The sequence below is a fragment of the Pedobacter sp. Leaf170 genome (assembly GCF_920984665.1).
Classification (GTDB): Bacteria; Bacteroidota; Bacteroidia; order Sphingobacteriales; family Sphingobacteriaceae; genus Pedobacter.
The window spans coordinates 353917-367357 of record NZ_CAKLBP010000001.1 but is presented as its reverse complement, the minus strand read 5'-3'; the positions used below and the strand labels follow the sequence as shown (position 1 = coordinate 367357).

General features: G+C 36.8%; 13 protein-coding genes. 3 read left to right on the top strand and 10 right to left on the bottom strand.

Annotated features, from left to right (window positions below):
- Nucleotides 1-18 precede the first annotated feature (18 nt).
- The 8 genes from LUA90_RS01570 to LUA90_RS01535 are packed head-to-tail and all read right to left on the bottom strand — an operon-like array spanning nt 19 to nt 5578.
- Nucleotides 19-672 (bottom strand): 1-acyl-sn-glycerol-3-phosphate acyltransferase, encoded by a 654-nt coding sequence (locus tag LUA90_RS01570; RefSeq protein WP_231489847.1) that lies wholly within the window; start codon nt 670-672, stop codon nt 19-21.
- On the bottom strand, nt 669-1493 hold the full coding sequence (locus LUA90_RS01565) for an alpha/beta fold hydrolase (protein WP_231489846.1): 825 nt from the start codon (nt 1491-1493) through the stop codon (nt 669-671). Before LUA90_RS01565 ends, LUA90_RS01570 begins: the two co-directional genes overlap by 4 nt.
- Nucleotides 1490-1885 (bottom strand): holo-ACP synthase, encoded by a 396-nt coding sequence (locus LUA90_RS01560; RefSeq protein WP_231460032.1) that lies wholly within the window; start codon nt 1883-1885, stop codon nt 1490-1492. The genes LUA90_RS01565 and LUA90_RS01560 overlap by 4 nt, the downstream gene beginning before the upstream one ends.
- Complete coding sequence (locus tag LUA90_RS01555) at nt 1875-2687, bottom strand: enoyl-ACP reductase (RefSeq protein WP_231460033.1); 813 nt, start codon at nt 2685-2687, stop codon at nt 1875-1877. The genes LUA90_RS01560 and LUA90_RS01555 overlap by 11 nt, the downstream gene beginning before the upstream one ends.
- Entirely contained in the window at nt 2688-4037 is a 1350-nt protein-coding gene (locus LUA90_RS01550; protein WP_231460034.1) for a beta-ketoacyl synthase, read from the bottom strand. It abuts the gene before it with no gap.
- Nucleotides 4037-4297, bottom strand: coding sequence for an acyl carrier protein (locus LUA90_RS01545; protein ID WP_231460035.1), 261 nt, complete (start codon nt 4295-4297; stop codon nt 4037-4039). The genes LUA90_RS01550 and LUA90_RS01545 overlap by 1 nt, the downstream gene beginning before the upstream one ends.
- A complete protein-coding gene (locus LUA90_RS01540) occupies nt 4290-4856 on the bottom strand; it encodes a hypothetical protein (protein ID WP_231460036.1) in 567 nt (188 codons plus the stop codon). Before LUA90_RS01540 ends, LUA90_RS01545 begins: the two co-directional genes overlap by 8 nt.
- Nucleotides 4856-5578, bottom strand: a complete 723-nt coding sequence (locus tag LUA90_RS01535) for an SDR family oxidoreductase (protein ID WP_231460037.1) — start codon at nt 5576-5578, stop codon at nt 4856-4858. The genes LUA90_RS01540 and LUA90_RS01535 overlap by 1 nt, the downstream gene beginning before the upstream one ends.
- Before the next feature lie 165 nt (nt 5579-5743).
- On the opposite strand from LUA90_RS01535, the gene LUA90_RS01530 reads away from it, so the two are divergent.
- The 3 genes from LUA90_RS01530 (at nt 5744) to LUA90_RS01520 (ending at nt 10707) form a co-directional block, all read left to right on the top strand.
- Nucleotides 5744-7156: a glycogen synthase gene (locus tag LUA90_RS01530; protein ID WP_231460038.1), complete on the top strand. Its 1413-nt coding sequence runs from the start codon at nt 5744-5746 to the stop codon at nt 7154-7156.
- 8 nt (nt 7157-7164) lie between these two features.
- The gene (locus tag LUA90_RS01525) at nt 7165-8433 is read left to right on the top strand and encodes a glucose-1-phosphate adenylyltransferase (protein WP_231460039.1); all 1269 of its coding nucleotides are present in this window, start codon (nt 7165-7167) and stop codon (nt 8431-8433) included.
- A 489-nt stretch (nt 8434-8922) separates the two neighbouring features.
- Nucleotides 8923-10707 carry a glycoside hydrolase family 15 protein gene (locus LUA90_RS01520; protein ID WP_231460040.1) on the top strand — a complete coding sequence of 595 codons (1785 nt, stop codon included), beginning with the start codon at nt 8923-8925 and terminating at the stop codon, nt 10705-10707.
- A 138-nt stretch (nt 10708-10845) separates the two neighbouring features.
- Here LUA90_RS01520 and asnS read toward each other — a convergent pair whose 3' ends face one another.
- Together asnS and LUA90_RS01510 are read right to left on the bottom strand one after the other, a co-directional pair.
- Nucleotides 10846-12294 carry an asparagine--tRNA ligase gene (gene asnS / locus LUA90_RS01515; protein ID WP_231460041.1) on the bottom strand — a complete coding sequence of 483 codons (1449 nt, stop codon included), beginning with the start codon at nt 12292-12294 and terminating at the stop codon, nt 10846-10848.
- Between the two features lie 119 nt (nt 12295-12413).
- Nucleotides 12414-13406, bottom strand: a complete 993-nt coding sequence (locus tag LUA90_RS01510; protein WP_231460042.1) for a transglutaminase family protein — start codon at nt 13404-13406, stop codon at nt 12414-12416.
- Between the last annotated feature and the right edge of the window lie 35 nt (nt 13407-13441).

Genomic DNA, 13441 nt, shown 5'->3' with positions numbered 1-13441 from the left:
AGTTACGCTTGCGGTTTTTTAGTTTTTAGGCTCTTCTGTAAACCTAAAATTCTTTTTCATGGAGCTTAGATGATGAGCATTAACATCGCTTTTAAGCCTTTCAAAATCAAAATCACTGTTTGTGCCTGCATCCAACATATTCAAATAAACTCTTGGCTTCAATCCTTCAAAAAATTCGATAAAATTAGAGCTCCAGATAAGTTGGCAATTAACTTTAACATGAGGAATTATTGAGGTAATACCATCTTTAAATTTTATATATCTGATAAACATGGATTCTAAATTCCCCTGAGGAAAAATTATTAAAACATTTCCAGGTTCATTTAAAATATCAATAGCATAATCTAAACTTTCTTTAGCCCTTATACTTTTTGGTGCGATAGAAAAACAGCCAATGTATTTTAACCATTTGTTCATTTCCATTTGTTTCTCCAAAACCATTATTTTCATACCTTTTAACCTTTGCTTTTTATCAATTGCATTAACAACGATGAAACAAGCCAATAATCCATCCCAAAAACTAAAATGGTTACACATTAAAAGGTAAGAGTGGTTTGCTTTTATATCGATTTCATTAAGAATAATTTTCTTAAACTTTTTTTTGATAAACCATGAAAGCACTTTTCCTCCAAAGCGTAGCAATGAATCTGGGAGTGGTTTATCTTTAATCATAATAAAAATTTACATAATTCATCAACAAAAGGCTTATTGAGCATTTCATGATTTTCGTTTAAAATAATTAATTGTGCATTTGGTAAATCTTTACAAAAAGCTTCTGCAATTGAAGGTGGATACATTTTATCTTTGCTGCCTGATATAAAAAATGCCCTTATCGGTTCTTCTTTTAAAATCTTACGAAGATGGTTTTTATCTGTATCCAGAAACCTTAAATAGGTAAAAGTAGCATATAAACTTAACCTTAGTTCTGAGGTATTTATTTCTTTGAGTAAAATATTGTAGCCAATATCATCAACAAAATTAAAACGTTTACTAAATTTTAAAAGATTTATCAAAGCTTTTTCAGAAAGAACAAGTTTCTCCAAAACTTTGTTTCCGACTTTATTTTTAGATAAAAACTCTATCATTTTGCCGGGTTGAAGTGCCGCAGGAGCAATTAGGATAAAATTTTTAATTCTTTTAAAAAGTATCTCAGTTAGTGCTACGGCATAATGTGTACCCATCGAATAACCAATTACAGAAAATTTATCAATTTGCTGTTCAACACAAAAATCAGATATAAAATTGGCGAGTTCGGTTTTGGTTATCCCTTTTTTTATAATGGCTAAATTTTCATCTTTTAGCTTAGTTTCCTTATGAAAAAATAAGTCGAAGCCATAAAAAGTATAAGTGCTTCCCATACTTTCTTCGAGCATTTTAAACTGTTTACCGTGCATGCCATAACCATGAAAGCATAACATAACTTTTTTACCGCTACCAAATTTATAATAGTTTAGGTGCGCCAATTTATGGTCGAACTGGTGTTGCGTTATCATTCTTTTATATTGATGATTGCAACCGCCCAAACGTAATCCCCATCGTGGCTAATACTTAAGCTGATGTTAGGTTGCTTGAGCCATTTTAATAAATGAACAGTTGGTTTGCCTGCAATTTTATTTCTTATTATTTCGATGCTATTAAAAGGCAATGGATTTGAATTCTCCTGTTTAAGTGCTTTATACACGGCTTCTTTAGCAGCCCAGGTTGATGCATATCTGAGCAAAGCATTATCAAATTGAGTGCAATAATTTATTTCTTTTTCGGTGTAAACTTTTTTTTTGAATAATTCTGAAAACGTTTTTTCAAAATCTGGTAAATAGACAATATCGTTGCCAACATAAAATTGTTGGTTGGTTTCAATATCAATATCGCCAATTTTATTCTTCATCTACAGAAACGCCCATTATATTAAAACCCCCATCCACATAGTGGATATTTCCGGTTACTTTTTTTGATAAATCTGAGAAATAATAAAGCGCCGCATCGCCAACATCATTAGCGGTAATATTGCCAAGTGGCGCAGTAATTTTACCCATTTTGCGCAATTTTCTAACACCGTTTATGCCTCCGGCAGAGGTTGTCATCACCAAGCCGGCAGAAATTGCATTTACCCTGATTTGCTTATCTCTTAAAACATTTGCCAGGTAAATCATAATGTTTTCAAGCGCAGCTTTATTTATACCCATGCCTGCATAACCCGGAAATACGCGTTGCGATGCATTGTAGGTGAGCGTAAGAACGGATGCATTTTTAGCCAGGTACGGCTCGGCCACTCGACAAATTCTTAGCAAGCTGTAAGCACTAATGTTAAAGGCATCCATTAATTCATCAAATGGAATATCTAAATAACTTGGTGCAGGTTCTGTACTGTTTGGTAAACTGTAACACATAACCTGCTGACTGCCATAAGCTACACCGTGTAATATGTAATGGATTTCTCCAAATTTATCAGCTATGCTTTTGGTAAATTCAGACAGTTGCTTTTCCTCCCGAACATCAACAAACATGGATAAGGAATTATCCATTCCGGCTTGCTGCATCAGGTATAGCACTTCGTCTTTTGTATCATCAACATAACTTAATGCAACCTTACAACCCGATTGGTGCAGCTTTAAAGCAATGCTCCAGGCGATAGAACTTTCGTTACGAACGCCATATACCAGGGCAACTTTATTTTGATTATTAAGCATTTAATTATCTTTTGAAATCATGATGGAACTATTTGTTCCACCAAACCCATAGTTAAGGCAGGTAACCGTATTTATTTCTTTTTTAAAACTTTGCTGCGGAATCAAATCTTTGAAAGATGCAAGTGGCGTATTTGGTCCGGCCCAGTTTTCGTTCAATTGAAAACTTTCTGGATTTTGATTTAACTCATCTGAATTTAGGCAAGGCAATACGGTTTGATTTTCTAACATCAAAACTGAAGCTATAAATTCTACCGCTCCGGCTGCGCCAAGCATGTGCCCAAATTGTGATTTTGGCGCCGAAACATGGTAGCCGCTATCTCCCAGAGCATCAACAACGCTTAAAAGTTCAATCGCATCTCCGGCAGGCGTAGAGGTTCCATGTACTTTTACAACATCAGGTTTTTTACTTGTATTTTTTAGCAAACCTTTCCACAAACGCTGCTGCCCTGCAAATGAAGGTGCAAACATATCGCCATCGCCATCAGAATTGTTAAAGTATTCATCAATCACGGCTAAAATTTTAGCACCACGTGCTTTAGCTAAATCGTAATCTTCTAAAGCCACTACGCCACCACCAAAAGCACAAACAAAACCATTTCGGTTTACATCAAAAGGTCGGGAGCTTTTATCAGGACTAAAACCTTTGCTTAAAACCTGCATCGAATCAAAGCCTAAAAATGTTTCAATTGATGTGCCTTCAACACCGCCTGCAATAACTCTATCTTGCAAGCCAAATTTTATAAGGCGATATGCATAACCGATATTGCCCAAGCCTGTTGCACAAGCCGAACCAATTGATTCGCAAACGCCTTTATTTTTTATTAAACATGAAACATTTGCCGCATCGCGATAAACCATTGCTCTATCAACATTGTGCGAACCCGCTAACCGCGATTTCTTTTTAAGCTCAAAAAAGTTATGCCATGCAGCACGAAGAATTTCATGGCCACCACCGCCCGAACCGATAACTACACCGGTTTCTTCCGATTGCGTTTCTGCATCTGTCCAGCCAGCCATCTTTATTGCATCAAGCGAACTTAACATTGCCCAAATACTTCCAACATCGGCCGTAGCCAGGTTATTTGCAGATATCCTGTTAAGTGTATCAATGTAAGTTTCTGGATAGTTTTCCATGATAGAAGATGGAACGACTTCCAGGCTCATTTCTGCTTCGGTTACAAAACCAGCCACAGTAGAACGAATATTTTTGCCATGAGCAGTGGCTTTATCCCACTCTCTGATTAAACTTTTATTGGCAAAAAGTTTATCTCTAAAATCATTTAAATCGGTACAGGTTGGAAAAACTCCAGCCATACCCACTACCGCAACTTTTTTGATAGCGTTTTGCATTATGCTTTTTCTTGAGTAGCAATAATCAGGTTTACAATATCTTTAACTTTAGAGCCTAAATCATCAATATCATCATCTTCAAATTCGATATCAAATTTCTGCTCTACCTTTGCAGCAATATTTATCATTTCGGTTGATGGCGTATTTAAATCAGCAATAAAGTCAGTTTCTTCTGTCAGATTTTTTAATTTTTCGGGGTCGATTGTTCTAACCGTCTTCAATATTTCAACTAGATCAGCAATTATTTCTTGTCTATTCATTTTTAATTTCTTGATTAATTTTTTCTCTTTTTATCGCCCTGCCCGTTACATCATATAACTCAGCAACAAGTTTAAAGTCGTTGCTAAGTTCGTATTTTAATAATTTATCTTCGTTAAATTCAGCAAAATATTCATCTAAATTTAGGTTTTTTGTAACGACTTTATAAATCCTGCCATCGCATACCATTTGCCTAAATTTATTAAACTTAATTATCCCTAAGCTTACAAATGTTTCGCCTTCTTCTATATAATGATGAAAGTTAACATTACCAATGCTGATAAACACCGGTAAGAACTTGTTTTTTACATCTTCGAAACTGCCGTTCTGCTTTTTGTATTCTAAAAAACCTGCGCAAGAAACAATTGAAGCCTGTGCAAAAGCCTCAATTTGATCTACGCCTCTAAACAATCCAAAATGGTCTTTAACATCATGTGCATTAGGCGTATAACTTGCAATAATGCCAATTTTCGGTTCGTGCCAATGGTATTTATGTAATAATTGTTTTGTTGGTCCGTGGAGGAGCACTTGCTGTGGCGATACACCAATTAAATTGTCCATTATAAAATTCCGCCGTTAATTTGAATATTTGAACCATTGATATAGGAAGCTTCATCAGATATTAAAAACGAAACGGCATTGGCAATTTCATCGGCTTTGCCAAAACGACCAGCGGGAACCATTTTCAAGTAATTTGCCTTTTCACCTTCGGGAATCTTGTCCGTCATATCAGATTCTATAAAACCTGGAGATACGGTAACAACTCTAATATTATGATCTTGATTTAAGATGCCTATTTCTTTAGCTATAGATTTTGAAAAGGCAATTAAACCGGCCTTAGTTGCTGCGTAAACAGATTGGAAAGCATTTCCGCTTTCGCCTACGCAGGAGCTGATGTTTATAATAACACCTTTTTTATTCAATCCGAAAATTTTCATGGCCGTTTTGCAAATTAATATTGGCGTTTTTAAATTAATTTGCAACATCTTATCAATTTCATCTTCAGGCTGAAAAATTAACGATTTATCGAAAGTAATGCCGGCATTATTAACCACGGCATACAAATCTTTTCCATGTAATTTCTTTAGGCTTTTGCAAAAGTTATTTACCTCTTCATGATTTGAAAAATCGGCACAAAGTAAACTAGTATTTGGTAAGGTTTCACTAAAACTTTGCTCACTGGTTGCATGTAAGATTAATTCATATTTGTTTGCTAATTTCTTAGCGATTTCGAAGCCAATACCTCTACTTGCACCTGTAATTAAAACCTTGCGTTTTTCCATAAACTATACCTTTTCCGCCCGAAAATATGAAAAATTGGCGAATCCTTTAATGATGCGAATATTTGCGTCTGAAAAAATGATAAATTTTAAGATTAAATAGGTTTCTTTATTTCTAAATAAGAAAACAATTACTAACTTAACACAGTTATCTACACCAAATATTTAATGGAAATTATACATATAAGTGCCGAGTGTTACCCGGCTGCTAAAGTTGGAGGTTTAGCAGATGTTGTTGGGGCTTTACCGAAATACCAGAATAAAGTGGGGCATATTGCCAAAGTGGTTGTGCCTGCTTACGATACAAAATTTATCCGCGAAAGTGAGTTTGAAGTTACCTATGACGCCTGGTCAAATTACGGCAACCACCATTTTCAATACAGAATTTTAAAAGAAAAAACCAATAAGCTTGGCTTCGATTTATACATCGTTCATATACAGGGTTTAACAGATAGGCCAAGTGTTTATGGCTATGATGATGACACCGAACGTTTTGTAGCTTTTCAAATCGCAACCTTAGATTGGATTTCACAATGGGAGCATCGTCCGGATGTTATCCATTGCCACGATCATCACACCGGTCTGGTTCCTTTTATGGTGGCCAATTGTTTGAAATATCAAAATATATCAAAAGTTCCAACTATTTTAACCATCCATAATGCACAATATCAAGGCCAGTTTGGCTGGAATAAATTGTATTACATACCAGCTTTTGATTTGTGGAAAGGCGGCTTATTAGGATGGGACGATGCCATAAATCCTTTAGCTTCAGCCATCAAATGCGCATGGAGAGTAACCACAGTTTCACCAAGTTACCTTGAAGAAATGATGGATAACGCCCGTGGATTGGAAAGTTTACTCAGACAGGAACGCTGGAAATCTGTAGGCATTTTAAATGGAATTGACAGCGAGGTTTGGGATCCTCAAACCGACCCGATGTTGAGCAAAAGTTACAGCTTAAAAACCGTTGAGGCTGGAAAAACTGCAAACAAAAAGGCACTTTGTGATGTTTTTCAGTTAGATTCTTCTAAACCTCTTTTTACTTTTATAGGTAGATTGGTGGATGAGAAAGGCGCTGACTTACTACCAGATATATTCTACACTGCTTTACAACAACATGGCGATAACATCAACATATTGGTTTTAGGTTCGGGCGATAACTGGGTTGAAGGCAGATTAAATCAACTAAAAGATATTTTTGGAGGAAAATACAACGCATATATTGGCTACAACGAGCAGGTTTCGCACGAAATTTATGCCGGTGCAGATTTCCTTTTAATGCCATCGAGGGTTGAACCATGCGGTTTAAATCAACTTTATGCATTGAGATATGGAACAGTACCAATTGTGCGGCGGGTTGGCGGCTTAAAAGATACAGTTATAGATGTTGGAGACGGTGGTTTTGGCTTATGTCATGATCAAACCAGCATTTGGGATGTAAACCACGCCATCAATCGTGCTGTAGATTTATACAATGATAAAAAAGCATTTAAAGCTGTAAGAAAAACAATGATGAAAATTGACCATTCCTGGGATAGGGCAGCAACGAATTACATAGATTTATACCAATTACTAAAATAAGCTTAAACATGACTGACAAAGTTTTAGGCGTTATCCTTGGCGGTGGCCAGGGCTCTAGACTATCGCCACTCACACAAACACGTTCAAAGCCTGCGGTTCCGATTGCGGGTAAGTATCGGTTGGTAGACATCCCAATTTCTAATTGCCTTAATTCTGGCATCCACCGTATGTTTGTGCTGACCCAGTTTAATTCGGCATCCCTAAATAAACACATTAAAAACACTTATCACTTTAGTCATTTCAGTACGGCTTTTGTTGATATTTTGGCGGCAGAACAAACCGTGCAAAACGCAGGCTGGTTCCAGGGAACGGCTGATGCCGTGCGCCAATGTATGCATCACATCGTTTCTCATGAATTTGATTACATCTTAATCCTTTCTGGCGACCAATTGTACCAGATGGATTTTAAAGATATGATCGAAAAACACATCGAAGCCAATGCAGAAATTACCATTGCAACTATTCCGGTTACGGCAAAAGATGCAACCGATTTTGGTATTTTAAAAGCTGATGAAGAGAACATGATTACTTCATTTATCGAAAAGCCTAAAACGGGTTTAGAGGAATGGGTGTCAGACACAGGTGCAGAAATGCAAGGCGAAGGACGAAACTTCTTAGCGTCGATGGGTATCTATGTTTTCAATCGCGATTATTTAATTAACATTTTAAATGAAAACGAAGAGGAAAAAGATTTTGGTAAAGAAATTTTACCAAGAGCGATTGAACAAAGCAGAGTGTTAAGTTATCAATACGAGGGCTACTGGACTGATATTGGTAATATTTCATCATTCTTTGAAGCAAACCTTGGCTTAACAGACGAGATTCCGAAGTTTAATATGTTTGATAGTAATCATACCATATTTACTCGTGCAAGGATGTTACCGCCATCAAAAATATCGGGTACAACTCTAGAGAAAGCTATTATTGCCGAAGGTTGTATTGTACAGGCGAGTAGGGTAGAACATGCTGTTTTAGGTATTCGTGCACGTATTGGTAAGCATACGGTTGTAACAAATGCTTACATTATGGGTAGCGACCGTTACCAAACATTAGAGGAAATTCAATCCGAAAATAGTAAAGGTAATGCCCTAATTGGTATTGGTGATAGATGTTATATCAATAATGCAATTATCGATAAGAATTGTAGAATTGGCAATGATGTTAAAATCAATGGCGGTCCGCATTTAGTTGATGGTGACTATGAGCTATACGCCGTTAAAGATGGAATTGTTGTAATTAAAAAAGGTGCTGTTTTACCAAGTGGAACAGTAATTTAAGATAATCATTATCACTAACTAAGCCAGTTTCGAATATTTCGGAGCTGGCTTTTTTTTAGCCTCTCTCTATCAAAGTTATGCGTAACATATTCTGCTGTGCTGTTCCGCTACTTTTAAGAGGGATTTTAAGTTCAGTAATTTGAAACCTAGTTGGTGGCATAAACTTTTTTCCCTCTATTCGAGTATAGGGACTACATTCTTTAGCCAAATTGATTCCTTTGCCAATTGTAATCCTGCATTCCCTGCCTACCGCAGGCAGATGTTCCATCGGTTACGGATGCTTTTCCGAAGTGTCGGGTCAGGCTGTGCCTCCGCATGACAGGATATTCATGGTTTCGGCAAATAAAAAATATTTCCACTTCAATCAGGCTTGATTAACAATGTTTTTACCCGCCAAATCGGTCAAATCCTAATCAACAGGCAAGCTTTTTTATATTCCTGCCAACATTTTCCCCAAAAGCTTGTTAGTTATAAAACTCTAAAAAACTTATGGCCGAAAAACACCTATATCAAACAGGAATAATAGGAAACTGCGCTTTTATGGCGCATGTTAATAAAAATACAGACATATCATGGCTTTGCTGGCCTCGTTTTGATAGTCCTTTTGTTTTCGGAAGCTTACTGGATAAGAAAAAAGGAGGTGAATTTTCTATTTTACCTCAAGGCGAGTATTCATCCAATCAATATTACATCGAGAATACCAATGTTTTAAGAACCGAAATTACAGCTGAAGACGGTACCTATCGAATTACCGATTTTGCGCCCCGTTTCGGTTTGCACGAAAGGTATTTTAAGCCATTGATGCTTATCAGAAAAATTGAGCCTTTGGAAGGAAATCCAAGGATAACGATAAAATGCGATCCGGTTAGCGACTATGGGAAGGAAAAGTTGCATCCTGTAAGAGGAAGTAACCATATTGATTATAAAGGCTGCGAAGAAAATGTAAGATTAAGTACAAATGTATCTTTAAGTTATATTATTGATGAAAAGGCATTTGTGTTGAATGATGCTAAATATCTGATTCTTACCTATGGACAGGATTTAGAAGCACCAATTGTAAGCACGGCAGAAACTTTTCTACGCAACACAATTGCTTATTGGCGATTATGGATTAAACATTCATCTATTGCTGGCTTTTACCAACCATTTGTAATTCGTTCTGCCTTGGTTTTAAAAATACATCAATACGAAGATACCGGAGCTTTTATTGCTGCAAGTACAACCAGTTTGCCAGAATCACCTGGAAGTACCAGAAACTGGGATTACCGCTATTGTTGGTTGCGAGATTCTCACTATGTGTTAACTTCATTAAACCATATTGGCCATTTCGAAGAAATGGAGAAATATTTCAGTTATCTGTCTGATATTTCTCATGCAGAAGATACCCGTTATCAACCTTTGTATGGCATCGCAGGCGAAAGAGATATTACCGAACATGTATTAGATCACCTGGAAGGTTATGAAGGCGAACAACCGATAAGGATTGGAAATCAGGCTTACGAACATATACAAAATGATATTTATGGTCAGGTTTTAATTTCGATGCTGCCGCTTTACACAGACCATCGCTTTGTGTTTTCTGAAAGAAGTGATTCTGTAAAGTGGATAGAAAGTGTGCTATCTAAAATCGAAAGAACGATTGATGAAAAGGATGCCGGAATTTGGGAGTTCAGGAATATGGCAAATGTACATTGTTATAGTAATTTATTTCAATGGGCAGGTGCTCATGCCGCCTTAAAAATGGCAAAAACTATTGGAAACGTAGATTTTGAAGATAGAGCACAGGTTTTAATTGATAAAGCTGCGGCGCACATAGAAGCTTGTTACGATCCGGAAAGAAAGGCTTACACAAATGCCGTTGGCAGTACTCATTTGGATGCCAGTACATTGCAATTGATTATGATGGGCTATTTGGATCCGGCATCTGATAAGGCAAAAGATCACCTGATTGCTTTAGAAAATGAACTGAAAACCGAAGATGGCTTGTTTTATCGTTACATACACGCCGATGATTTTGGAAAACCAAAAACTACATTTTTGATTTGTGCTTTTTGGTATGTAGAAGCACTGGCTTGCGTGGGTAGAATTGATGAAGCCATTACAGAATTTGAAAACATCATCAAATATTGTAACCATTTATTGCTTTTTAGCGAAGATGTGGATGCTAAAACGGGTAGCCAATGGGGTAATTTTCCACAAGCTTACAGTCATGTTGGATTGATGAATGCAGCTTATCGCATTGCGATTAAATTAGATAGGCCAATATTTTTGTAGTATTTGAGGTTATTATTTTGCTATAATGACCAACAATAGTTAAAATAAAAAGTCCGTTCTTTTGATTTACAAAGAGAACGGACTTTTTTATGTTAAGCCTGCAGCTAATATTTTTAACCACAGACATTAAGCTTTAAATTAAAATTCTGCATTTTTAGGAAAACGAGGGAATGCAATTACATCACGGATGTTAGTCATACCTGTAACAAATAATACTAAACGCTCAAAGCCTAAGCCGAAGCCCGCATGCGGAGCAGAGCCAAAACGGCGGGTATCCAAATACCACCAAAGTTCTTCCTGCGGGATATTTAAATCATCCATACGTTTTGTTAAACGGTCTAAACGCTCTTCGCGTTGCGAACCGCCAATCATTTCGCCAATTCCAGGGAATAAAATATCCATAGCGGCAACAGTTTGTCTGCCTTCAGCATCAGGTTCATTCTGGCGCATGTAGAAAGATTTAATTTCTGCAGGATAATCCGTTAAAATAACCGGCTTTTTAAAATGTTTTTCTACCAAATAGCGTTCATGTTCACTTTGTAAATCGGCGCCCCACTCATCAATTAAATATTTAAATTGCTTTTTCTGGTTTGGTTTAGATGATTTTAAAATCTTAATCGCTTCAGTATAAGTTAAACGCTCAAAATCATTAGCCAGGCAAAAATCCAACTTCTCTAATAAAGTAAATTCGCTACGCTCATTTTGAGGTTTCTGCTTATCTTCTTCAGCCAAACGATTATTTAAAAACTCCAGTTCTTCTTTGCAGTTATCTAAAGCATATTTTATTACATACTTCATCATATCTTCTGCAAGCTGCATGTTGTCTTCTAAATCAGCGAATGCAACTTCGGGCTCAATCATCCAAAACTCAGCCAGGTGGCGTGTTGTGTTTGAGTTTTCAGCTCTGAATGTTGGTCCGAAAGTATAAATCTGTCCGAAAGCCATTGCCGCTAATTCACCTTCCAGCTGACCAGAAACTGTTAAATTGGTTGCTCTTCCAAAGAAATCCTGAGAAAAGTCTACTTTGCCATCTTCCGTTCGAGGTGTATTATCAAAATCGAGAGAAGTAACCTTAAACATTTCACCAGCGCCTTCTGCATCACTAGCTGTAATTACAGGCGTGTGCATGTAAACAAAACCACGTTCGTTATAAAACTGGTGAATGGCGAAAGCCAAAGCATGGCGAACCTTAAAAACAGCGTTGAAAGTATTGGTGCGGAAACGCAAGTGTGCAATTTCACGTAAAAATTCTAAACTATGTTTTTTAGGTTGCAAGGGGAATTTCTCCGGGTCGCTATCGCCCAAAATCTCAACAGAAGTTGCTTTTATTTCAACGGTTTGCCCTTTTCCTAAAGATTCTACCAAACTACCGGTTGCAGAAATAGCTGCACCAGTTGTAATTCTTTTTAACAACTCTTCAGGCAAATTATTAAAATCTAAAACTACCTGGATATTGCTCATGCAACTTCCGTCATTCAAGGCGATAAACTGATTATTACGGAAGGTTCTAACCCATCCCATAACCGTTACTTCTGTGTTAAATGCAGTCGATTTTAATAAATCTCTAATTTGCTGTCTCTTAATCATATTGTTATTTGTAAAAGGCGCAAATTTATGAAAAAAAATGAGGTTAAATTATTGGAATGGGTTTATTGTTTAAATATTAAGTTTATATCCTCTGCATCGGAGATAAATAATTAAATTATCTACTGTTGTTGTTGCTGCTGTTGCTGAATAGCTTCCATGTATTGCTGATAACTATTCTGCTTTCTTACATTCGTTACCGTTGCAGATGGTTTGCTGTAATTTACTTCTGTAGGTTTAAAATAGGTTTCGTTATCATTCAAATCTTCATCATTATAACCAACCGAAACATTTACTTCCATAATGTGTTCAAAACCACCTTTGTAAACACCTTTTACCGGAGAACAATCTGCAAAATTCCTTCCAACGGCAAGGCGGACGTGGTTTTCATTTGCAATACAGTTATTTGTTGGGTCTAAACCAAGCCATCCGTATTCTGGTAAATAAGCTTCTGCCCAGGCATGGGTTGCCCCTTCACCACGCATACCATCGCGGTTTGGACAAATATAGCCACTAACGTACCTCGATGGAATTCCGGTTAAACGCAGCATTGCCGTTAATACATGTGCAAAATCCTGGCAAACGCCAGCTTCTAATTTAAGTATTTCATCAATGGTAGTATCAACAGCAGTTACACCTTTAATATATTCGAAATTATTAAACACGTGTGCACTATACTTTATTGCTGTTTGGTATGGCGTGTCTTCATCTTGTTTTATGCTCAAAGCAGTTTCTTTAAGCTGTGCAATGCCCTCAAAAACTTCCTGGCGGAGATAATCAATATAAGGAACTTCGTATTTCAGCGCATCCAGGCGATTCCATTGCTCGTTACCAAACATATCATCCTGAGGTAGCGGTTTAGGCGAAGTTTCTACACATACCTTCGAAAAAATTTTGAGTTGGGTATGCGGTTCGTTCTGCGTAAATGTGCCTACCTCATTGCCATAATAATCGATAAATATTTCAATCTCCGGGCTGCCGGAAATATTTAAATCATGTTTAACAACTTTTTGATAATCATCTTTAATAGGGAAGAGGATAACCTGATTGGCACTATCCCGAACAGGTGTTTCGTATTTATAATTGGTAATGTGTTTAATTTTAAAAATTGGCATATTTGATTTTGATAATGATTTGAAACTTAACCTTT

Coding starts and splice junctions, on each gene's coding strand:
- asnS (WP_231460041.1), bottom strand. CDS start 12,294: ATGATTAAGAGACAGCAAATTAGAGATTTATTAAAATCGACTGCATTT.
- LUA90_RS01565 (WP_231489846.1), bottom strand. CDS start 1,493: ATGATAACGCAACACCAGTTCGACCATAAATTGGCGCACCTAAACTAT.
- LUA90_RS01555 (WP_231460033.1), bottom strand. CDS start 2,687: ATGCTTAATAATCAAAATAAAGTTGCCCTGGTATATGGCGTTCGTAAC.
- LUA90_RS01520 (WP_231460040.1), top strand. CDS start 8,923: ATGGCCGAAAAACACCTATATCAAACAGGAATAATAGGAAACTGCGCT.
- LUA90_RS01510 (WP_231460042.1), bottom strand. CDS start 13,406: ATGCCAATTTTTAAAATTAAACACATTACCAATTATAAATACGAAACA.
- LUA90_RS01530 (WP_231460038.1), top strand. CDS start 5,744: ATGGAAATTATACATATAAGTGCCGAGTGTTACCCGGCTGCTAAAGTT.
- LUA90_RS01540 (WP_231460036.1), bottom strand. CDS start 4,856: ATGGACAATTTAATTGGTGTATCGCCACAGCAAGTGCTCCTCCACGGA.
- LUA90_RS01525 (WP_231460039.1), top strand. CDS start 7,165: ATGACTGACAAAGTTTTAGGCGTTATCCTTGGCGGTGGCCAGGGCTCT.
- LUA90_RS01570 (WP_231489847.1), bottom strand. CDS start 672: ATGATTAAAGATAAACCACTCCCAGATTCATTGCTACGCTTTGGAGGA.
- LUA90_RS01560 (WP_231460032.1), bottom strand. CDS start 1,885: ATGAAGAATAAAATTGGCGATATTGATATTGAAACCAACCAACAATTT.
- LUA90_RS01545 (WP_231460035.1), bottom strand. CDS start 4,297: ATGAATAGACAAGAAATAATTGCTGATCTAGTTGAAATATTGAAGACG.
- LUA90_RS01535 (WP_231460037.1), bottom strand. CDS start 5,578: ATGGAAAAACGCAAGGTTTTAATTACAGGTGCAAGTAGAGGTATTGGC.
- LUA90_RS01550 (WP_231460034.1), bottom strand. CDS start 4,037: ATGCAAAACGCTATCAAAAAAGTTGCGGTAGTGGGTATGGCTGGAGTT.